This window comes from Lysobacter xanthus (genome assembly GCF_047159895.1).
On record NZ_BAAGAB020000003.1, the window covers coordinates 48,285 to 68,420 of the forward strand.

The 20,136-nt window shown below is 70.7% G+C and carries 22 protein-coding genes; 9 read left to right on the top strand and 13 right to left on the bottom strand.

Going from position 1 to position 20,136, the window contains the following annotated elements; all coding sequences use genetic code 11:
- Nucleotides 1–11 precede the first annotated feature (11 nt).
- Nucleotides 12–2,516 (bottom strand): ABC transporter permease, encoded by a 2,505-nt coding sequence (locus tag ACY35P_RS02170; protein WP_462114185.1) that lies wholly within the window; start codon nucleotides 2,514–2,516, stop codon nucleotides 12–14.
- Nucleotides 2,516–3,238, bottom strand: coding sequence for an ABC transporter ATP-binding protein (locus tag ACY35P_RS02175; RefSeq protein WP_462114186.1), 723 nt, complete (start codon nucleotides 3,236–3,238; stop codon nucleotides 2,516–2,518). The genes ACY35P_RS02170 and ACY35P_RS02175 overlap by 1 nt, the downstream gene beginning before the upstream one ends.
- 61 nt (nucleotides 3,239–3,299) lie before the next feature.
- Between ACY35P_RS02175 and ACY35P_RS02180 the strand changes: the two genes are divergently transcribed.
- Nucleotides 3,300–3,953 (top strand): arylesterase, encoded by a 654-nt coding sequence (locus tag ACY35P_RS02180; RefSeq protein ID WP_462114254.1) that lies wholly within the window; start codon nucleotides 3,300–3,302, stop codon nucleotides 3,951–3,953.
- Here the strand turns inward: ACY35P_RS02180 and ACY35P_RS02185 are convergent, their stop codons facing one another.
- Together ACY35P_RS02185 and ACY35P_RS02190 are read right to left on the bottom strand one after the other, a co-directional pair.
- Nucleotides 3,954–4,172: an RNA-binding S4 domain-containing protein gene (locus ACY35P_RS02185; protein WP_462114187.1), complete on the bottom strand. Its 219-nt coding sequence runs from the start codon at nucleotides 4,170–4,172 to the stop codon at nucleotides 3,954–3,956.
- 2 nt (nucleotides 4,173–4,174) lie between these two features.
- Nucleotides 4,175–4,570 carry a DoxX family protein gene (locus ACY35P_RS02190; protein ID WP_462114188.1) on the bottom strand — a complete coding sequence of 132 codons (396 nt, stop codon included), beginning with the start codon at nucleotides 4,568–4,570 and terminating at the stop codon, nucleotides 4,175–4,177.
- 124 nt (nucleotides 4,571–4,694) lie between these two features.
- Here ACY35P_RS02190 and ACY35P_RS02195 point away from each other — a divergent pair, with 124 nt between their 5' ends.
- Nucleotides 4,695–5,093: a VOC family protein gene (locus ACY35P_RS02195; protein WP_462114189.1), complete on the top strand. Its 399-nt coding sequence runs from the start codon at nucleotides 4,695–4,697 to the stop codon at nucleotides 5,091–5,093.
- Nucleotides 5,094–5,103: 10 nt separating this feature from the next.
- Here the strand turns inward: ACY35P_RS02195 and ACY35P_RS02200 are convergent, their stop codons facing one another.
- Both ACY35P_RS02200 and ACY35P_RS02205 read right to left on the bottom strand, forming a co-directional pair.
- Nucleotides 5,104–6,048, bottom strand: a complete 945-nt coding sequence (locus tag ACY35P_RS02200; RefSeq protein ID WP_462114190.1) for a DMT family transporter — start codon at nucleotides 6,046–6,048, stop codon at nucleotides 5,104–5,106.
- Between the two features lie 55 nt (nucleotides 6,049–6,103).
- The gene (locus ACY35P_RS02205; RefSeq protein ID WP_462114191.1) at nucleotides 6,104–6,997 is read right to left on the bottom strand and encodes a LysR substrate-binding domain-containing protein; all 894 of its coding nucleotides are present in this window, start codon (nucleotides 6,995–6,997) and stop codon (nucleotides 6,104–6,106) included.
- A 166-nt stretch (nucleotides 6,998–7,163) separates the two neighbouring features.
- On the opposite strand from ACY35P_RS02205, the gene ACY35P_RS02210 reads away from it, so the two are divergent.
- Nucleotides 7,164–8,057: a DMT family transporter gene (locus ACY35P_RS02210; RefSeq protein ID WP_462114192.1), complete on the top strand. Its 894-nt coding sequence runs from the start codon at nucleotides 7,164–7,166 to the stop codon at nucleotides 8,055–8,057.
- 232 nt (nucleotides 8,058–8,289) lie between these two features.
- Here the strand turns inward: ACY35P_RS02210 and ACY35P_RS02215 are convergent, their stop codons facing one another.
- Together ACY35P_RS02215 and ACY35P_RS02220 are read right to left on the bottom strand one after the other, a co-directional pair.
- Nucleotides 8,290–9,189 (bottom strand): DUF72 domain-containing protein, encoded by a 900-nt coding sequence (locus ACY35P_RS02215; RefSeq protein ID WP_462114193.1) that lies wholly within the window; start codon nucleotides 9,187–9,189, stop codon nucleotides 8,290–8,292.
- Nucleotides 9,190–9,285: 96 nt separating this feature from the next.
- Nucleotides 9,286–9,585 carry a hypothetical protein gene (locus ACY35P_RS02220; protein WP_462114194.1) on the bottom strand — a complete coding sequence of 100 codons (300 nt, stop codon included), beginning with the start codon at nucleotides 9,583–9,585 and terminating at the stop codon, nucleotides 9,286–9,288.
- A gap of 178 nt (nucleotides 9,586–9,763) precedes the next feature.
- On the opposite strand from ACY35P_RS02220, the gene ACY35P_RS02225 reads away from it, so the two are divergent.
- Nucleotides 9,764–12,187, top strand: a complete 2,424-nt coding sequence (locus tag ACY35P_RS02225) for a TonB-dependent receptor plug domain-containing protein (RefSeq protein ID WP_462114195.1) — start codon at nucleotides 9,764–9,766, stop codon at nucleotides 12,185–12,187.
- A 63-nt stretch (nucleotides 12,188–12,250) separates the two neighbouring features.
- Here the strand turns inward: ACY35P_RS02225 and ACY35P_RS02230 are convergent, their stop codons facing one another.
- On the bottom strand, nucleotides 12,251–12,832 hold the full coding sequence (locus tag ACY35P_RS02230; RefSeq protein ID WP_462114196.1) for a BON domain-containing protein: 582 nt from the start codon (nucleotides 12,830–12,832) through the stop codon (nucleotides 12,251–12,253).
- 166 nt (nucleotides 12,833–12,998) lie between these two features.
- On the opposite strand from ACY35P_RS02230, the gene motA reads away from it, so the two are divergent.
- Both motA and motB read left to right on the top strand, forming a co-directional pair.
- Nucleotides 12,999–13,859, top strand: a complete 861-nt coding sequence (gene motA, locus ACY35P_RS02235) for a flagellar motor stator protein MotA (RefSeq protein WP_462114197.1) — start codon at nucleotides 12,999–13,001, stop codon at nucleotides 13,857–13,859.
- Between the two features lie 3 nt (nucleotides 13,860–13,862).
- A complete protein-coding gene (motB, locus tag ACY35P_RS02240; RefSeq protein WP_462114198.1) occupies nucleotides 13,863–14,948 on the top strand; it encodes a flagellar motor protein MotB in 1,086 nt (361 codons plus the stop codon).
- 3 nt (nucleotides 14,949–14,951) lie between these two features.
- Here the strand turns inward: motB and ACY35P_RS02245 are convergent, their stop codons facing one another.
- Entirely contained in the window at nucleotides 14,952–15,884 is a 933-nt protein-coding gene (locus ACY35P_RS02245; protein ID WP_462114255.1) for a peptidylprolyl isomerase, read from the bottom strand.
- Nucleotides 15,885–15,951: 67 nt separating this feature from the next.
- Nucleotides 15,952–16,131 (bottom strand): hypothetical protein, encoded by a 180-nt coding sequence (locus tag ACY35P_RS02250; RefSeq protein WP_462114261.1) that lies wholly within the window; start codon nucleotides 16,129–16,131, stop codon nucleotides 15,952–15,954.
- A 136-nt stretch (nucleotides 16,132–16,267) separates the two neighbouring features.
- On the opposite strand from ACY35P_RS02250, the gene ACY35P_RS02255 reads away from it, so the two are divergent.
- Both ACY35P_RS02255 and ACY35P_RS02260 read left to right on the top strand, forming a co-directional pair.
- On the top strand, nucleotides 16,268–16,696 hold the full coding sequence (locus ACY35P_RS02255) for a PadR family transcriptional regulator (protein WP_462114199.1): 429 nt from the start codon (nucleotides 16,268–16,270) through the stop codon (nucleotides 16,694–16,696).
- Nucleotides 16,693–17,628: a sensor domain-containing protein gene (locus ACY35P_RS02260; RefSeq protein WP_462114200.1), complete on the top strand. Its 936-nt coding sequence runs from the start codon at nucleotides 16,693–16,695 to the stop codon at nucleotides 17,626–17,628. Before ACY35P_RS02255 ends, ACY35P_RS02260 begins: the two co-directional genes overlap by 4 nt.
- Before the next feature lie 69 nt (nucleotides 17,629–17,697).
- On the opposite strand, the gene ACY35P_RS02265 is transcribed toward ACY35P_RS02260, so the two are convergent.
- Both ACY35P_RS02265 and ACY35P_RS02270 read right to left on the bottom strand, forming a co-directional pair.
- A complete protein-coding gene (locus ACY35P_RS02265; protein ID WP_462114256.1) occupies nucleotides 17,698–18,933 on the bottom strand; it encodes a polyhydroxyalkanoate depolymerase in 1,236 nt (411 codons plus the stop codon).
- A gap of 88 nt (nucleotides 18,934–19,021) precedes the next feature.
- On the bottom strand, nucleotides 19,022–19,630 hold the full coding sequence (locus ACY35P_RS02270; protein WP_462114201.1) for a class I SAM-dependent DNA methyltransferase: 609 nt from the start codon (nucleotides 19,628–19,630) through the stop codon (nucleotides 19,022–19,024).
- 78 nt (nucleotides 19,631–19,708) lie between these two features.
- Between ACY35P_RS02270 and ACY35P_RS02275 the strand changes: the two genes are divergently transcribed.
- Nucleotides 19,709–20,128, top strand: a complete 420-nt coding sequence (locus ACY35P_RS02275) for a CopD family protein (RefSeq protein ID WP_462114202.1) — start codon at nucleotides 19,709–19,711, stop codon at nucleotides 20,126–20,128.
- Nucleotides 20,129–20,136: the final 8 nt, after the last annotated feature.

Genomic DNA, 20,136 nt, shown 5'->3' on the forward strand with positions numbered 1-20,136 from the left:
TCCGGGTCGCCTCAGTCCTGCAGTTCGCGGAGCGTGGTCGACGGGGGCGCATCGAGCACGCGCCGCGTCGCCCACAGGCCCGCCGCGAGGGCGGCGACGGTGCCGATCACCGCGCCCGCGATCGCCGGTGTCGCGTCGAACGACCACGGCAGGTCGAAGACACGCGTGGCGACGACGCCCGAGAGGATCGACGCGGCAAAGGCGGCGACCAGCCCCGACAGCAGACCGATCGCGACGAACTCGGACGCCTGCGCGAGCCGTAGCTGGGCACGCTTCGCGCCGAGCACCCGCATCACGCCGCCCTCGAGCAGGCGTTCGTCCTGGCTGGCGGTGACCGCGGCCATCAGCACCAACACGCCGGCGGCGAGCGAGAACCAGAAGACCACCTGCACGACGGTGGAGACCTGGTCGCCCGTCGCGCGGACCTGCGCGAGCACGGCGTCGATGTCGACGACGGTGAGGTTCGGGAAGCGGTCGACGAGCTTCGCCGTGAAGCGCGGCTGCGACGCCGGCACCCGCACCGCGGTGATCCAACTGGCGGCATAGCCGTCGAGCGAATGCGGCGAGGCGACTACGAAGAAGTTCGGGCGGAAGCTCTCCCAGTCGACTTCGCGCAGGCTGGTGATGCGCGCCTCGAACGGCTGCCCGGCGACGTCGAACCCGATGCGGTCGCCCACCTTCCAGCCGAGCCGGTCGGCGAAGCGCTTCTCGACCGACAGCTCGGGCGCCTTCGGCGTGCCGGTCCACCAGCGTCCCGCCACGATGCGGTTGCTGGCCTCGGGCTTGTCCGCGACCGACAGATTGAACTCGCGCTCGGCGAAACGGCGCGCGTCTTCCTCGGCGTACTGCGCGCCGCTCGCGGCGCGACCGTTCCGCGTCACCAGCCGGGCTCGGATCATCGGCACGAGCTGCGGCGCCTCGATGCCCTGCGCGCCGATGAAGGCACGCACGTCGGCGACCTGGTCGTCCTGCACGTTGATGACGAAGCGATTGGGAACGTCGGTCGACAACGAGCGCTGCCAGCGATCGAGCAGGTCGGTGCGCACGAACGTGAGCAGAAGGAGCGCCATCAGGCCGAGGCCGAGTGCGCAGACCTGCGCGACGCTCGCACCCGGCCGGCGCCCGACGTTGGCGAGCCCGTAACGCAGCGGGCCGCGCATCTGCGTGCGCAGCGCGCGCACGACGAGGATCAGCCCGTAGGCGAGCACGGCGAGCACCGCCAGCGTGGCGACGACGCCCACCAGCATCGCGAGGCCGAGCGTCGGCGAGCCGGCTTTCCACCACAGCAACGCACCGAGCGCGCCAAGGCCCAGCGCGCCGACGGCCAGTGCACCCGGCTCGACGGGATCGAGATCGCGTCGCAGCACGCGCAGCGCGGGGACGCGGCGCAGCGCGAGCACCGGTGGCGCGCCGAACGCGATGAGCACGACCAGTCCGAGAAGCAGGCCCTGCAGCGCCGGCAGCGCGCCGGCCGGCGGAATCGACAGCGCCAGCTTCTGCGCGAGCCAGAGACCGATGCCCCATTGCATCGCGAACGCCAGCACCACGCCGACGAGGCTCGCACCGAGGCCGAGCAGCATCAGTTCGCCCACGTGGATCGCCACGATCCGGCGCTGCGAGGCGCCGAGGCAGCGCATGACCGCCGCCCCTGCGCGATGCCGCTCGCTGTGCCGGCGCGCCGCCATCGCGACCGCCACCGCCGCGAGCATCACCGAGACCATCGCGGCGAGGCCCAGGAAGCGGCCTGCACGGTCGAGCGCCGAGCGCACTTCGGGGCGTGCGTTCCCGATCGTCTCGAGACGTTGGCCGCGCCCGAGCGCCGCCTTCGCCGCACCGTTGAACCGCTCGATCGCGCCCGCCTCGCCGGCGACGACGAGTCGGTACTGGATGCGGCTGCCCACCTGCACGAGCCCGGTGCCGGGCAGGTCCGCGAGGTTGATCAGCACGCGCGGGGCGATGTTGAAGAGGTCCGTCGAGGCGTCCGGCTCCTGCGCGACGATCGCGTCGATGCGGAACGTGCGGTCGCCGAGGGAGATCGCATCGCCGATGCGTGCGTCGAGCGCGTCGGCGCCGCTGCGGCTCAGCCACGCGGTGCCTGGCGCGGGGATGCGGCTTGCGGAGGTTTCGTTACCTCCTGAATCCAGGAGGCGGAAGGTGCCGCGCAGCGGAAATCCCGCACCCAGCGCGCGGAGGTCGGCGAGCTTGAGGCGCTGCGCGTCCCCGTCGCCCACCGAGGCCATCGTGGTCAGCTCGCGTGTCTCCGCGCGGCGCAGCCCGGGTGCGCGCGCCGCGGCGTCGAGCGCGGGCGAGGGCGGGCCGTCGCCGCTCACCACGGCGTCGCCGCCGAGGAGCCGATTGGCTTCGATCGCCAGCGCACGTTCGGCGCGATCGGTGACGAACCCGACCGCGGTGACCGCCAGCACGGCCAGCACGATGGCCGCGATCAGAATGCGCACCTCGCCGGCGCGGAGGTCGCGGCGAAGCTGGCGCCAGGCGAGTGCGAGGGCGACCGGCATCAGCGCGTCGCCATCGCGTCGTCGACCAGCCGACCCGCGTCGAGGCGCAGCACGCGCCCGCAGCGCGCGGCGAGCGCGTCGTCGTGGGTCACCAGCACCAGCGTGGTGCCGGCCTGCGCATTGAGTTCGAACAGCAGTTCGATGATGGACGCGCCGGTGCGGGTGTCGAGGTTGCCGGTGGGCTCGTCGGCGAAGAGCAGGCCGGGCCGGGTGACGAACGCCCGGGCCAGCGCCACGCGCTGCTGCTCGCCGCCGGAGAGCTGCCGCGGGTAGTGGCCGAGACGCTCGCCGAGGCCGACGCGCTGCAGGATCGATCGCGCGGGCCCGGCCGCGTCCGCGTCGCCGCGCAACTCGAGCGGCAGCATCACGTTCTCCAGCGCGGTCAGCGACGGCAGCAGCTGGAAGTTCTGGAAGACGAAGCCGACCTTCTCGCCGCGCACGCGCGCCCGTCCGTCCTCGTCGAGGCCGGACAGCGCGGTGCCGTCCAGCAGGACGCGCCCGGACGACGGGGTGTCGAGCCCCGCCAGCAGCGAGAGCAGCGTGCTCTTGCCCGAGCCCGAGGCCCCGACCACCGCCACCGTCTCGCCCGGGGCGATGGCGAAGCCGACGTCGCGCAGGATCACGAGGTCGCCGGAGGGCAGGGGCACCTGCTTGCCGAGATGCTCGGCGGCCAGCGCGGAGGGGACCGTGCTTCGGCCGGGGTTCACGGTGGAGTCGAGCATCATGTCTCCAGTGGGGCCGGGGGTCCGGCCGGAGGACTGCATGTACACCGCATATGAAGGCATGAAGGGCCGTGTTCAACAGGGCCTGGTCTGGATCGCACTGTTGATGGCGCTGGTGGTGACCCTGCCGGCGCAGGCGCGCGTGGCGACGCCGGTGCAGGCGCGGACGAAGACCGTGCTGGTGATGGGCGACTCGCTGTCGGCCGGCTACGGGCTCGCCGCCTCGCAGGGCTGGGTGACGCTGCTCGGCCAGCGGCTGAAATCGACGAACCCCGGCTGGGGCGTGGTCAATGCGAGCGTGAGCGGCGAGACGACGGCGGGCGGCCTGTCGCGCCTGCCCGCGGCGCTCGCGCGGACGCGGCCGTCGGTGGTGGTGATCGAGCTCGGCGCGAACGACGGCCTGCGCGGCCTGCCGGTGCGCGACATGCAGGCCAACCTCGACCGCATGGTGAAGCTCTCTCGCGCGAGCGGCGCGAAGGTGCTCGTGCTCGGCATGCGCATGCCGCCGAACCTCGGCCGCGCCTACACCGAAGGCTTCGCCAATGCCTACACGACGGTGGCGCGCAACCACGGCGCGGCGCTGGTGCCGTTCTTCCTGGAGCCGATCATGCTGCAGCGCGCCGCGTTCCAGCGCGACAACCTGCATCCGACCGCCGCGGTGCAGGGCCGCCTGCTCGACCACGTCTGGCCGTCGCTGCGACCGCTGGTGAAATAGTCAGCCCGGGACGACGCGGATCTCGACGTCGCCCAGCCGGACGCGCTGCCCGGCGCGGATCTTCGCTGTCTTGCGCAACTCCACCGCGCCGTCGACGTGGACGGCGCCGCTGGCGACGATCTGCTTGCCCGCCCCACCGCTGTCGCAGAGCCCGGCCAGCTTGAGCAGCTGGTTGAGTTCGACGAACTCGCCTTCGAGATCGAATTCGAGCACCTGCACGATCAGCGCTCGTTGACGCTGTAGCGACCCGGGCCCAGCAGCGCCAGCGCGAGCGCGGCGACGAGGTACATCGCCTGCAGTTCGAGCGCCCAGCCGCCCTGCTCGTTGAACGAACCGAGCTGGCCCATGTGCACGAGCACCACGGCGACGACCATGTTGATGAAGACCAGCAGCGCGCCGATGCGTGCGTGGAAGCCGGCGATCAGCATGAGCGGGCCGGCGACTTCGCCCAGCAGGACGCCATAGCCGAGCGGGCCCGGCAGGCCGTGCGCCTCGACCATCCGCACCATGCCGCCCATGCCGCCGTTGAGCTTGGCCAAGCCATGGAACAGCACCAGCACGCCGAGCGTGACGCGCAGCAGCAGCTTGGCGATGTCGGTCTGGGTATTGGCGTTCATGGCGGCTCCGTCGGGTTCGCGACGAGGATAGACGCTCGCGGCGTGGCGTGTCTGCGGCGCGGCCGACGTCGTGCGCGCGCCGCGGTGGGGTTAGCATCCCGCCCGGACTTCCGGAGCCCGCACGATGATCGCCTACACCACCCTCGGTACCAACGACCTGCCGCGCGCCGCGCGCTTCTACGACGAACTGCTGGCGGTGGTCGGCGCCAAGCGCGTGATGGAGCAGCCCGACTACTTCATCGCCTACGGCAATCCGAAGAACGGCGCGGGCCTCGGCATCTCGATTCCCTTCAATCGCGAGCCCGCGACCGCCGGGAACGGCACGATGGTGGCGCTGGAGGCGGAGAATCCCGCGCAGGTCGACGCGCTCTATGCCAAGGCGCTCGAGCTCGGCGGCACCGACGAGGGCGCGCCCGGCGAACGGTTCCCGGGTTTCTACGCGGCCTACTTCCGCGACCTCGACGGCAACAAGCTCAACGTCTGCTACATGACGTTCGACGAGTCGCAGCACGCACCGGCCTGAGCCGGGGCGTTCAGTCGACCATGCCCTTGGCTTCGGACGCCGCGAGCATCTCCGGATGCTCGATGCGGCGCAGGCTGTGCAGCAGCGGATACGCGAGCACCACGCCCAGGATGATCGCGACGCCCGCATAGAAGGCGAGGCTGAGTTCGCGCTGCTCGCCCAGCAGCAGGATCGCGAGCACGATCGCGTAGACCGGCTCGAGGTTCACCGCGAGCTGCGCCGCGAAGGCGCTCATGTGCCGCAGCGCGACCAGTGACAGCGCGTACGGGATGAGCGTGCAGCCGATCGACAGCGCGAGCAGCAGGCCGACGTCGCGCGCCCCCGGCAGCGAGAACGACAGGGCTTCGCCCGGCCACAGCAGCGCCATCAGCGGCGACAGCACGGTGAGCATGAGCGTGCCCGCGCCGAGTTCGATCGCGGTGATGGTGAGCGCGTCGCCGTGCTCGACGAAGCGTTTGTTGAGCGAGCCGAACAGCGCCACGAAGATCGCCGACAGCGTGCCGACCGCGACGCCGGCGCGCATGCCGGCGGGAATGCCGCCGACCACGAGCGCGACGCCGGGCAGCACGGCCACCCCGAGCAGGAAGTCGCGCGGCTGGAAGCGGGTCTTCGCGAGCCAGGGCTCGGCCATCGCGGTGAATACGGTGCCGAGCGCGATGCAGGTCGCGCCGACGGAGGCGTTCGACAACTTGATCGAGCCGTAGAACGTCAGCCAGTGCAGCGCGACCAGCGCGCCGATGCCCGAATACGCCAGCACGATGCGGCCGGGCATGGCCCGCAGCCCGCGCCAGACGCGCGGCACCAGCGCGAGCACGGCGACGACGAACAGCATGCGCCACCACACGAGCGGCAACGCGGGCAGGCTGATCAGCTTGCCCAGGATGGCGGTGAAGCCCCACAGCACCACGCATACGTGGATCTGCAGGAAGGCGCGGCGGGTTTCGGGCGTCGACATCGAAGGATTATCGGCGATCGCCATGTGTCGCGACGCAGGCGGCCGTGGCGTGCGATCAGTGCGCGCCGTCGCGCGCCGCCTCGAGCACCCAGTCGACGAAGGTGCGGGCCGCAGGGCGCAGGTGGCGGTGCGTCGGCTCCACGACGTAGTACGACCAGCGCGCGCGGATCGCCGGGCCGGGCAGGCGCACGAGGCGGCCGTCGGCGAGGTAGGGCGCGACGATGCGTTCGCGTGCGAGCACGGCGCCCAGGCCCGCGGCCGCCGCTTCCAGCGCGCCGGTCGAATCGGTGAAGCGCAGCCGCTCGTCGGGCACCACGCCGCGCACCTTGGCCGCGCGGAACCAGTCGGGCCAGCCCTGGCGGGCGTTGTCCGCCACCAGCGGCAGCGCGGCGACGTCGCGGGTCGTCCGCACCTCCGCGAACCCGGGCATGTCCGGCGCGGCCACCGGGAAGAGCTGCTCGTCCATCAGCAAGGTCGCCTGCGCCCCGGGCCACTGCCCGGGGCCGTGGCGGATGGCCACGTCCGGGCCGCTGTCGTCGAAGCGGGCGAGGGCGAAGCCGGTCTCGATGCTCAGGCGGATGCCCGGGTGCGCGGCGGTGAACGCGCGCAGGCGCGGCATCAGCCAGGCGCAGGTGAACGAATGCAGCGTGGCGACGCGCACGGTGTCGAGCTCCTGGCTCGCCGACTTCAGCGTCCGCAGCACGTCCTCGAGATCGGCGAGCGACGTGCTCGCGGCGTCCGCGAGCTGGCGGCCCGCGGCGGTGAGCGCGACGCCGCGGGCGTGGCGCTGGAACAGCGGCAGCCCGATCCGCGCTTCCAGCTTGCGCACGTGGTGGCTCACGGCACTCGAGGTGAGATGCAGCTCCTCGCCCGCATGGGCGAAGTTCTGGTGGCGCGCGGCCGCCTCGAACGCAGCGATCGCCGAGAGCCATTCCGCGCGGGTGCCCATGCAGCCTCAAGCCAGATTCGTGGGTGACGTCGAAAGTATGCGCTTGCGGGGGCCGAGCCTGTGCGGACAATGCGCCTTGTCCCCAACCTCGCTCACGGCTGGTGGATGCGAACGGCCTCGATGCCGCGCATCCGGCGGCCGCGTCGGCTTCATCGGAGAGTGCTTCATGGCCGCCCACGTCCCCGCCACGCCGCTCGCAGCACCCGAGGCCCGCGGCTGGATCACGCCGCTCGAAATCGCCGTGCTCGGCGCGATCTGGGGTGCCTCGTTCCTCTTCATGCGCGTCGCCGCGTCCGAGTTCGGCCCGGCTGCGCTGGTGGAGGTGCGGCTCGCCCTCGGCGCCATCGTGCTGCTGCCGTTCCTCTGGCGTGCCCGGGCGTCGTTCCCGTTGCGCCTGTGGCCGAAGCTCGCCCTGATCGGCGCGATCAACTCGGCGGTGCCCTTCCTGCTGTTCGCCTGGGGCGCCGAGCGGGCGCCGGCCGGCGTCGGTGCGATCTGCAATGCGATGACGGTGCTGTTCACCGCGCTCGTCGGCGCGATGTTCTTCGGCGAACGCATCGGCTGGGCGCGCAGTGCGACCCTCGCGGTCGGCTTCGCCGGCGTGGTCGTGCTCGCGAGCGGTCGTGTCGCCGGAGCCGCGATCGGGCCGGCGGTCGCGGCCGGCGCCAGTGCCGCGCTGCTCTACGGACTCGGCATCAACCTCGTGCGTCGCCACCTGTCCGGCCTGCCCGCCAGCGCCGTCGCGCCCGCGACCCTGGCCTGCGCCGCGCTGATGGTGCTGCCGTTCGCCATTGCGCAATGGCCGGAGACGTCGCCATCGCCGCGCGCGTGGCTGTCGGTCGCGCTGCTCGGCGTGATGTGCACCGGCATCGCCTTCGTCATGTACTACCGGCTCATCGCGCGCATCGGCGCGGGCCGTGCGTCGACCGTCACCTACCTCGTGCCCCTGTTCGGCGTCGCGTGGGCCTGGTGGCTCCTGGGCGAGGCGCCGACGCTGCGCATGTCGATCGCGGCGGCACTGATCCTCGGCAGCGTGGCGTTGAGCCAGCGGGCGAAGTAGGGCACGACACGCGGGCCGATGGGTCGTTGGGCGAAGCGTCCAGTCGAGAGTTGGAGACGGCCGGGGGTTTGGCAACGCGCCACGAGCGGGTGCCGGGTTCGCGGTCGAGGCGGCTGCCTCACCGCGAGTTGATGCGTCCCGTCATCGGCGCAGCAGGCGGGCGATCATTCCCATCGCAGCTGCCGGGTTGCGCTGCTTGGCACCGCCGAAATGGCGGAGCACTGCTTCGCCGTCATCGGCGCAGCAGGCGGGCGATCATCCCCATGGCAGCCGCCGGGTTGCGCTGTTTGGCACCGCCGATGAAATACACGAACACCTCGCGTGGCCGCAGCGGGGCGACCGGCTCGACGAGCCGCGGCACGTCGTCGGGCTCGCCGCCCGACGACCACAGCCGCGCGCGCTCCAGCCACGCGTCGAGCTCCTCGGGGGCGTAGCCCTCGGGCACGTCCACGCGTGAGCGCATGAGCCGCACGTAGACGGTCTGTCCGGTCACGCCGCCGAAGGCGGGCATGTCGGGTGCGTCGGTGCAGACGGTACCGGCGCCGAACGCGCGCGCGACTTCGACGTAGCGCGGGTCGAGGAAGCTCGGATGGCTCGGCTCGATGACATGCCGCAGCGGCCGGCCGTCGAGCGTGCGCGGCAGCAGGTCGAGGAAGGCGGCGAGGTCGTCGGCATCGAACGTGCGGCTCGGCGGCATGTGCCACAGCACCGGCCCGAGCCGATCGCCGAGCTCGGCGAGGCCGCCGTTGAGGAAGGCCCAGGCGGCCTTGCCGCATTTCGCGAGCGCGCCGCGCTGGGTGACGTGCTGTGGCGCCTTGACCGAGAACACGAAGCCCGGCGGCGTCTGCTCGCGCCACTGGGCGTATTCCGCCGCGCGGCGCGCGCCGTAGAAGGTGCCGTTGATCTCGATCGTGCTGAAGCGCCGGCTCGCGTATTCGAGCTCGCGCCGCGCGACGAGGCCCTTCGGATAGAACGTGTGGTGCCACGGCGCGTAGGTCCAGCCGCCGATGCCGACGCGCACGCCGTCGACCGCGGGCACGCCGCTGCCGAACACCGCCGGCGTCGTCGCGAGGAAGGCGGGGGACCGCGGTGTCAGGTCCGACAGCAGCATCTCGTGCGGCCGGCCGTGCATGTCAGCGACCCCGGGCCCGGCAGCGTGCCGTCGCGACGCCTGCACGGCATCGGACGAGGAGCGAGGGAGGGCAGGCACGATGGCGCATCCGCGGTCTCAGCTGTTCCAGTCGGCGTCGTTCTCGAACTCGACCATGACATCGAGGTCGAAGGCCAGCGCCTCCACGGCGTCGCGGACGCGCTGCACGGCGAGGTCGTTCGGCGCTTCGACTTCGAGCTCGTGGACGGGCGAGCCCTGGTCGTCGGTCAATCCGGCCGAGCTGGAGTCGTCGTCCATCCGGGGCATGAGGTCGGCGACTTCCTCGACGTGCTCGATGCCATCGATGCTCTGCAGCAGGTTGCCGATGGCACGGGCGTGGTCGTCGCTTCCCATCACTCGCATACGCATCACGGGCATGGCGGGGAATTCCTGCAAATGGGGCGATTTCGAGGCTAGGCAGCGGCGGGCATAGGCCGCGTGACGGCAAACGCACCCGTGCTGAGCGATTCATCGACGCGCGCCGACGGACGCGCATGGACGTGGGCCGCCGCGACCCTTAGATTCCTCCGCGGGGATCCACTGAACGGGGAAAAAGATGCAAGGACCTTCGATCGACCATCCGCGTCGTGCCGTGCTGTGCTCGGCCGTCGCGCTCGCCCTCGCCCTCGCGGCCATGCCGCAGGCCCGCGCGCAGGACGCCGCGCCCGCCGCGACGGCCGACGACGCGCCGCAGCTCGACACGGTTGCGGTGATCGGCTCGCGCCGCGTGCAGCGCGCGTCCGACACCACCACGCCCGTGCCCGTCGACGTGCTGCCGATGCAGCGCCAGGTCGAGACCGGCGGGCAGTTCGACCTCGCGCAATCGCTGCAGGCGACCGCGCCGTCCTTCATCTCCACGCGCCAGACCGGCTCCGACGGCGCCGACCTCGTCGACGGCGCCGCGCTGCGCGGGCTCGGCTCGGACCAGACGCTGGTGCTGGTCAACGGCAAGCGCCACCACACGGTCTCGCTGGTCAACATCTACGGCGCGCGCAATCGCGGCAACACCGGCACCGACCTCAACGCGATCCCGGTGATGGCGATCGACCGCATCGAGATCCTTCGCGACGGCGCCGCCGCGCAGTACGGCTCCGACGCCATCGCGGGCGTCATGAACATCGCGCTCAAGCGGAAGGCCGGCTGCGAGGCCGCGCTCGGCTGGGGCCAGTACTCGCGCGGCGACGGCGAAAACTGGCTGGCCTCCGCGTACTGCGGCCTGAAGCTGGCCACCGGCGGCACGCTCGCGGTGACCGGCGAATGGCAGGACCGCGGCCGCTCCAACCGCGCGACGGACGAGAACCCGCTGCGCATCATCGGCGACTCGCAGGTGCTCAACCGCACGCTCTACGTCAACGGCGACCAGCCGTTGGGCGAGGCGGCGACGGTCTACTTCACCGCGGGCATGCAGAGCCGCGCCGCGTCCTCCGCGGCGTTCGCGCGGGGCGGCGTCGGCAGCGACGACATCCCGTCGCGCAACTCCGCGGCGATGTACCCGAACGGCTTCGTGCCGTTCATCGACGGCGATCTGCAGGACCGCTTCGGCATCCTCGGCCTGCGCGGCGACATCGGCCTGTGGCATTGGGACGTCTCGCAGACGCACGGCTACAACGAGCTGCGCTACGACATCAACCACACGCTCAACGCCTCGATCGCCAACGCGAACGCGCTGGGCGGACGCCCGGCGACGAGTGCCACGCGCTTCGACGCCGGCGGCTTCTCGTTCCAGCAGGACACCACCAACCTCGACGTCTCGCGCTTCTTCGACGGCGTGCTGCAGGGCATGAACATCGCGTTCGGCGCCGAGCACCGCCAGGAGCGCTACCGCATCCGCGCGGGCGAACCCGGCTCGTACATCGATGCGGACGGCGCCGGCACCGGCGGCAACGCCGGCAGCCAGGGTTTCCCGGGCTTCCAGCCGGTCGACGTGACCAACCGCACGCGGCAGAGCGACGCGCTCTACGCCGACCTCGAGCTGGACATGACCGACCGCCTGACGACCGACTTCGCGGTGCGTTGGGAGGACTACAGCGACTTCGGCTCGACGTTGAACGGCAAGGTGGCGATGGCCTTCCGCGCCACCGACGCGCTGCTGGTGCGTGGCTCGCTCAACACGGGCTTCCGCGCGCCGTCGCTGCAGCAGAAGTACTTCTCGTCGACGATCACCGACTTCATCAGCGGCCAGCCCGTCGACATCGTGATCGCGCCGAACGACAGCGCGCTCGCCGTCGCGGCGGGCATTCCGTCGCTGAAGGAGGAGACGTCGCGCAGCGGCACGCTCGGCATCACGTGGTCGCCGTCCCGTGCCGTCTCCGTCACCGCGGACGCCTATCGCATCGACATCCAGGACCGCATCATCCTGACCGGCGAGTTCGGCAACGACGATCCGAACATCGGCGCGATCCTCGCCGCGCGCGACATCGGCGTGGCGCGCTTCTTCGTCAACGCGGTGGACACCCGCACCACCGGCCTCGACCTCACCGCCGCGTGGAACGGACATGCGCTGCTGGGCGGTACGCTTGATACGTTCTTCGCGGCGAACTTCAACCGCACCGAGGTGACGAAGGTCAATGCACCGGCCTCGCTGGCCGGGCGCGAGGACGCGCTGCTGCCCGAGCGCGATCGCCTCTTCGTCGAAAACGGCTCGCCGCGCCGCAAGGCCGTGCTGGGCTTTGACTGGACCGGCGGCCCGTGGAACGCGAACCTGAAGATCATCCACTTCGGTCCGCAGGAACTCGGGACGTTCTCCGGCACGGAGGCGGGCGTTCCGAACCAGCGCTATGCGGCGAAGACGTCGGCCGACGTCAGCGGCACGTACAGCTTCACGCCGAAGGCCAAGCTCACGCTGGGCGTCACGAACGCGTTCGACGTCTTCCCGAGCCGCCAGGATCCGAACGAGACCGACAACGGCCACATCTTCGAAAGCGTGCAGTTCGGCCTCAGCGGCCGGGCGTACTTCGCGAGGCTGTGGATGGGCTTCTGATCCGCCGCATCCGCACGACAGAACGCCCGCAGCGATGCGGGCGTTCCTGTTTGTAGGTCGGTGTCAGCCCACGCGGTCGTCGCGGGCCTGCCAGTCCTCGTTCGGCGGCGAGCTCGAGAAGCCGCTGCCGGGCTGGTTCAGGCCGCTGCGCACGGCGCCGCCCGGGCCGATCGACGCGGTGCCGTCGTCGACGCGAATCCGGTTCTCGACGTCCACGACGCCGCGCACGGACTCGGCGATGTCCTCCGCGCGATGCTTCATCCAGCGCTCGGGAACATTGCCCGTGAGCAGGACGCGGCCGTCCTCGGAGCGCAGCAGGATCTCGCTCGCGTCGAGCAGATCGTCGTCGGTGAAGCGCTCGTTGAGCTCCTCGGTGATCAGCGAGTCCGAGCGCGTGGCGTTCTTCGGCCCACGACGCTTCTGGCCATGCATCGCGCGTTGGGTCGAGAGGTCGAGCGCGCGCGACTCGTCGGCGCGCAGGTCCTGCCCGTAGCGCGGCTCCTGCGGGCCGCCGATTGCGGGCGGGCCAAAGGAATCGTCGCGGGGCGAGCGGCCGCCGCCGTGGTCGGTGACCGACGGCATGTCCTCGTAGAGGCGCGCGCCGGCGTCGCGGTTCGGGCCGTGGTGCGGGGTCTCGCGGTTCATGTCGGGCTCCTGCGGATCGAAGCCCCGATGCTCGGACCCCGGCCGTGACCGGCACGCCAACGCGGACGACTCGCCAACGGCCGCTTGGCGCCGCGCGAACTCAAGTCCGGGGCCCGGCCGCCGTTAGTTCGGGTGACCTGTCCCCCGCAGCGCTGGAGCCACAAGGATGTACCTGATCATCGGAGCCGTCGTCGTCATCGGCAGCGTGCTCGGTGGCTTCATGATGGTCGGCGGCAAAATCCTTGCACTGTGGCACCTCAACGAGATCATCGTGATCGTCGGGTCGGCGGTCGGCTCGTGGCTGATCGCAACGCCCATCAAGGTCATCAAGGCCTCGCTCGCCGGCGTCAAGGGCGTGATGAAGGGGCCCAAGTACACGCGCGGCGACTACGTCGACCTGCTCAAGCTCATCTACGAGCTGCTGGTGAAGATGCGCCGCGAAGGCATGATGGCCATCGAGGCGCACATCGAGCAGCCGAACGAGAGCTCGATCTTCCAGAAGTATCCGAAGGTGCTCGCCGACCACCACATGGTGGACTTCATCACGGACTGCCTGCGCCTCATCGTCGGCGGCAACATGGCCCCGCACGAGCTCGAGTCGCTGCTGGAGTACGAGCTGGAGACGCACCACCACGAGGCGCTGGAGCCGGCGCATTCGATGCAGAAGGTGGGCGACGCGCTTCCGGGCTTCGGCATCGTCGCCGCCGTGCTCGGCATCATCAACACGATGTCGATCGTCGGCAGCGCGGCGCCGTCGGAGATCGGCGAGAAGGTGGCCTCGGCGCTCGTCGGTACGTTCCTCGGCATCCTGATCTCGTACGGCTTCGTCGGCCCGATCGCGAGCGCGATGGAAAACCGCGCACACGAGGACGGCAAGGCGTTCGAGGTGGTGAAGATGGCGCTGATCGCCTCGCTGCGCGGCTACGCGCCGAGCGTGGCGATCGAATTCGCGCGCAAGCTGCTGTTCTCCGACATCCGGCCGTCGTTCCAGGACCTCGAAGCGGATCTCAAGTCCGCGAAGGGCTGATCGATGGCCGCGCAGCAGCCCGCGCCGATCATCCTCATCAAGCGCCGCAAGAAGGGCGGCGGCGGGCATCACGGCGGCTCGTGGAAGGTCGCGTACGCGGACTTCGTGACCGCGATGATGGCGTTCTTCATGGTGATGTGGCTCGCCGCCACGATGCCGCAGGAGAAGCTCGGCGGCATCGCCGACTACTTCAAGAACCCGAGCGCCGTGCAGGGCCGTACGAGCACGGCGGTGCAGGGCAAGATGGGGCCCGGCGGCGCTGGCGACACGCCGATCAAGATGTTCTCGCAGTTGCGCAATCCGCCGGGCGCGGGCGATGCCAGGATCCCGGGCCTCGGCAACGGCAAGACCGCGGACGACGATGCCGTGCGCAAGGCGCTCGAGAAGGCCGACAAGGAAAAGCTCGAGATCCTGCGCAAGCTGCTGGAGAAGGCGATCGGCCAGAGCCAGGCGCTCAAGCCGTTCAAGGACCAGCTGCTGATCGACATCACGCCCGAAGGCCTGCGCATCCAGATCATCGATGCGCAGAACCGCCCGATGTTCGACCTGGGATCGCCCGAGCTGAAGCCCTACACGCGGCAGATCCTCGTCGAGCTGGCGAAGTACATCGACGGCGTGCCCAATCGCGTCGCGATCTCGGGCCACACCGACACCACGCCGTACGCCGCGAAGATCGGCTACAGCAACTGGGAACTGTCGGCCGAGCGTGCGAACGCGGCGCGACGCGCGCTGATCGAGGGCGGCATGCGCGAGGAAAAGCTCGCGCGCGTCGTCGGGCTCTCGTCGTCGGTGCCGTTCAACCGCAACGATCCGGCCGATCCGAAGAACCGCCGCATCTCGCTCGTGGTGCTGAGCCAGGAAGCCGAGCGCGCTGCGGCGGAAACCGATGCGCCGCGCGTCGCGGGCGACGGCCGTGCGGCCGATCCGCGACCGTTGCCGCGGCCGGTCGCGCCCGAGCGTCCGGTGCCGGCCATGCCGATGCCGGCGAACGCCGACGAAGCCGCGGCCCGTGCCGCGCTCGGCATCGTCGACAAGTCGGGTGCGCAGCCGGCGGTGCGAGCGCCGGCGCCGCCGATCATCGGTCGCTGAACCTCAGCGCTTCGCCCCGCGCACCGGAAGCGGCACGTTGCACAGGTCGATGTGGTGCGCCTGCACCTTGTAGAAGGCATCGCGGCGATTGCGGCGCGCCTCGACCAACTCGACGAAGCGCGGTGAATCGGTGCGCATCAGTTCGAGCTCGGTGCGCTCGGCGGCCGGCACATCGGCGGCGAGGCGGATCGCGCGGATCGCCACGCGCTGCTCGGGCTTCTCGAAGAAGCCGAGCGGGCCGGTGCCGCGCGGGATCGTCGACAGCCATTCCATGCCCTGGACGACACGGCCGACCATCGACATGTTGCGGTCGAGCTGGCGCGGCGATTGGCCGGTGACGACGTAGAGCTCGGTGCCGTCGCTCGAATCGGCGTCGTTGTTGCGACCGGCCCCCACGGCGCCGTAGCAGTGCGCCATCCAGTAGGTGCCGGCCTTCGGATCCCGTCCGGCCGGCATGCCGGACGCGAAGCCGACCTGCGGCGCCCAGCCGTCCATGTCGGGCAGGCGCGTCCACGACCGGGCGAGCGAGGGCGCTCGGCTGGTGAATTCCGCCGGCAGCTTGGCCTTCGCGCCACCGATGGGCTTGCGCTTGGCCGCGTCCTCTTCCGGATCGCCCCACTGCACGACGAAGTTGTCCTGCGAACGCACGATCGACAGGCCGTTCCAGTAGCCCTCGTGTGCCAGCGTGCGGACGTTCCCGACGTGCGCGGGCGCGAGGTCCGGCGCGAGTTCGATCACGACGCGATGGCCGCCGTCGAGGTCGAGGTAGAGGGTGTTCGCGGGGTCGAGCCGGCGCCAGTCGGACGCGGTCGAGGCGTCGAGGATCTCCTGCATCGAGCGCGGCTTGGCGGGCGCCGCCGCCTTCGGCGCGGCGGCCTGCGCGAGGGTGGCGACGAAAGCAAGGGCGAGGCAGGTCGGAAGCACGCGGCGCGGCATGGGCATGGCAGGTTCCCCGGGGACGTGCCCCGATTCTGTCGCATGCCCGGCCGCGCCGCAGCGTCGATCAATGATGCGTGCGGCCCGACCCGGACTTCTTGCCGCCGCCGTCCTGCTTGTTGACAGTGGCCCAGGCGATGCGCTCGGCCTGCTCCTTGCCCACGCCACGCTTGAGCTCGCTCTCCTCGATGTGCCGTGCCTCGCGCTTCTGCTTGTCGGTGTAGCTGGACTTGTCGCCCTGGCTCATGGCGGTCGCTCCGTTGGGGGAGCCTCCTTGGTAGCCGACCGCCCGTCGCTGGCGCGCCAACGGCCGTGACCAATGGCAGGTTCGGTATATCGGACTTCGCACTACAGTGAACTCGTCATCAGGACGAGCCTCCGCCATGGCTGCACAGCCCGACAGCGATACCGATCCCGACCTGCACCTGCGGAAGTTCCAGAAGGAGCTGAGCGCAGGCACCGTTTCCCTTGCGCTGCTCGCCGTCCTCGGCGAGGCCGCCGAGCCCATGTACGGTTACCAGATCGCCAAGCGCCTGGAGCAGCTCGAGGGCGTGCTGGCCGGCAAGCAGAGCGCGCTGTACCCGGTCCTGCGCGGCCTGGAGGGCGCCGGGCTGCTCGAGAGCTTCGTCGAGCCGTCGGTCTCCGGTCCGCCGCGCCGCTACTACCGCATCAACGCCACCGGCCACGACGTGCTCGCCCGCTGGGCGGAGGCCTGGCGCGGCACGCGCGACTCCGTCGACGCCGTGCTCGGCCCGCTCGCCGCCGCACACCTCCAGACCACCGCCTCCGACTCCCGGGGAGACCTCGCATGAACACCGTCCACGCCTTCACCCCCGCGCCGCGCGCGCCCTCGACCATCGCCGAATACCTGGAGCGCCTGCGCATCGCGCTGGAGGGCGCGGACCCCGCGCTCGTGCAGGACGCGCTGTACGATGCCGAGGATTACCTGCGCTCGGAAATGGCCGCCAACCCGGGCAAGTCGGAGGCGCAGGTGATCGCCGACGTGGCCGGCAGCTACGGCGCACCCGCCGAAGTGGCCGACATCTACCGGGACACCGAGGTGCGCGTGCAGACCGCGCTGCAGCCGCCGAGGGCGCCGGTGCGCCGTTCCGCGCTGGGTCGCTTCTTCGGCGTCGCCGCCGAGCCGCGCACGTACGCCGCGCTGTTCTACATGCTGCTCTCGCTGGCGACTGGCATCTTCTACTTCACGTGGGTGGTGACCGGGCTGTCGCTGAGCGCGGGCCTTTCGGTGCTGATCATCGGCATCCCGTTCGTGATCCTGTTCTTCGGCTCGGTGCGCGTGCTCTCGCTCGTCGAGGGCCGGCTGGTCGAAGTGATGCTCGGCGAGCGCATGCCGCGCCGGCCGCTGTACGTGACGCGCGATGCGCCGCTGCTGGAGCGCATCAAGTCGATGTTCACCGACCCGCGCACGTGGGGAACGATGGCGTACATGCTGCTGATGCTCCCGCTCGGCATCGTCTACTTCACGCTCGCGGTCACGCTGCTGTCGGTCTCGGCCGGCTTCATCGTCGCGCCGGTCGCCGCGCTGTTCGCCTGGATGGGCTGGGCGCCGATGTCGCAGGTGGAGATCACCGGCGTCGACTACTGGGCGTTGCCGATCGTGTTCGCCGCGGGCGTGGCGCTGCTGTTCGGCACGCTGCACCTGGCGCGCGGCGTCGGCCGCCTGCACGGCCAGGTCGCCAAACACCTGCTCGTGAAGTCGGGCCCGGCCTACGCAGGCTGATCGACCGGTCGCCGGAAACGCGAAGGGCGCCGCGAGGCGCCCTTCGTTCGTCCGCCTGCGCGGAAGCGATCAGTCCTTCGAGTACCTCGCAAAGAAATCGCGTACCTGCGGATACACCTGCGTCCGCCAGCGGCGGCCGCTGAAGATGCCGTAATGGCCCGCACCCTCGACGACGAGGTGATGGCTGTCCTTCGCATCGATGCCCGTGCACAGCTTGTGTGCCGCGCGCGTCTGGCCGCGCCCGGAGATGTCGTCGAGCTCGCCTTCGATCGTGAGCAGCGCGGTGTCGCGGATCTTCGACGGATCGACCTTCTGCCCGCGCACTTCCCACTGGCCCTTCGGCAGAAGGTGCTCCTGGAAGACGATGCGCACGGTGTCGAGGTAGTACTCGGCCGGCATGTCGAGCACAGCGTTGTACTCGTCGTAGAAACGACGATGCGAGTCCGCGTCCTCGAGGTCGCCCTGCAGCAGGTTCTCGTAGAAGTCCCAGTGCGACTGGAAGTGGCGCTCCGGGTTCATCGCCACGAAGCCCATGTGCTGCAGGAAGCCCGGGTAGACGCGGCGGCCCACGCCCGGGAACGGCGGCGGCACCGGGTGGATCAGCTGCGTCTCGAACCACCACATCGGCTTCTGCGTGGCCAGGTCGTTGACCTGCGTAGGGTTCTCGCGGGTGTCGATCGGCCCGCCCATCATCACCAGCGAGCGCGGCGTCGGCTCGCCGCGCGCGGCCATGAGCGAAACCGCGGCGAGCACCGGCACCGTCGGCTGGCAGACGCTCACCACGTGCAGGTCGCGCGCGCCGATGTGCTGGATGAACTCCTCCACGTAGACGACGTAGTCGTCGAGGTGGAAGGGGCCTTCCACGGCCGGCACCATGCGGGCGTCGATCCAGTCGGTGATGTAGACGTCGTGGTCGCGCAGCAGCGTGCGGACCGTGTCGCGCAGCAGCGTCGCGTGGTGGCCGGACAGCGGCGCGACGACCAGCACGGTCGGCGATTTCGACAGCAGTTCCACGCCGGCGACGTCGTCGGCGTAGCGCTTGAAATGCAGCAGCCGGCAGAACGGCTTGCGTAGCGCCTCGCGCTCGGCGACCGCGAAGGTGCGACCGTCGACCTCGACGGCGTCGATGTCGAAGCGGGGCTTCTCGTAGTCCTTGCCGAGCCGGTAGAACAGCTCGTAGCCGGCGGACACGCGCGCGGCGCCCGGAACCGAGGACAGCCAGCTGCCCTGCGCGCCGAAGGCCTTGCTCATCGCATCGGCCCAGTAGGTCATCGGCGCGAGCCACGCGCGCCCGAGTTCGTGCATCTGGTAAAGCAATGGACACCCCCTGTCCTGTTGCGTCGCAGCATACTCCCCGCGTGAAACAGCCGGCTGTGAAACCCGTCGCCCTTGTTCAGCCCGCCGTTTCGAGTGTCGCCGCCTCGTCAACACGGCCCGGCGCCAGCCAGAGGTGGGAGCCCAGCGGTGCGAAGCCGGCGCGCTCGAAGCGCTCGCGATAGAAGCGGCCCGGGCGCCGACGGAAACCGGCCGTATCGCCCTGGACCGCGTCCTCGCGGGTGAAGGTCTCGAGGAAGGCGATGCCGCCGCAGAGCTCGGCGAGGCCTGTCAGGCCCGCGTCGAGTTCGCGCGTGTCGAGGTAGTGCAGCACGTCGCTGCAGACCAGGAGGTCGACGGGCGGGCAGGGGCGCAGCGCGGCGAAGTCGCCGAAGGCCGCGAGGTGCAGGCCCCGGCGGCGGCCGAAGCGCTCGACCGCATAGGCGCTGCTGTCGAAGCCGAGGTAGGTGGCCTTCGGCCGCAGCTTCTTTAGTACCGGCTGCCAGGCGCCTTCGCCGCAGCCGACGTCGAGCACGCTTCGCAGCGGGCGCTCAAGCCAGTACTCGGCAGTGGCGACGGCCATCGCGACCTTGCGCGCGAGTCGCGCGCCGCCGCCGATCGCTTCGCGGCGCAGGGCCGGGTCGCGGTACCAGCGCTGGAAATAGTCCTCGTCGTACTGCTTGCCCATCGATCCCCCGGAGCGCCGTCGGAGCGTCGCGGCGCGCGTGGCATCCTACCGGCCCCTGCCTGCCCGAGCGCCCGCGCCATGGCCTATTTCTGGACCAAGACCCTCCACGTCGTGTTCGTGATCGCGTGGATGGCCGCGGTGTTCTACCTGCCGCGGATCCTGGTCAATGTGGTGGAGGCCGGCGACGTGCCGCCCGTGCGCGAGCGACTCGTGCTGATGGGCCGTCGCCTTTACCGCTTCGGGCACGTGATGCTCGGCCTCGCGCTCGTGTTCGGCCTGGCGCTGTGGTTCGGCTTCCACATCGCCGGCGGCTGGCTGCACGCGAAGATCGCCTGCGTGCTGTTCGTGCTCGCCTTCTACGTCGTTTCGGGGCGCTGGCTGAAGCGCGCGGCGGCCGGCGGCGCGCTGCCGTCGTCGCGCACGCTGCGCCTGGTCAACGAGATCCCGGTGCTGCTGCTGGTGGCGATCGTTTACCTGGTGATCGCCAAGCCGTTCTGACCGGCCGC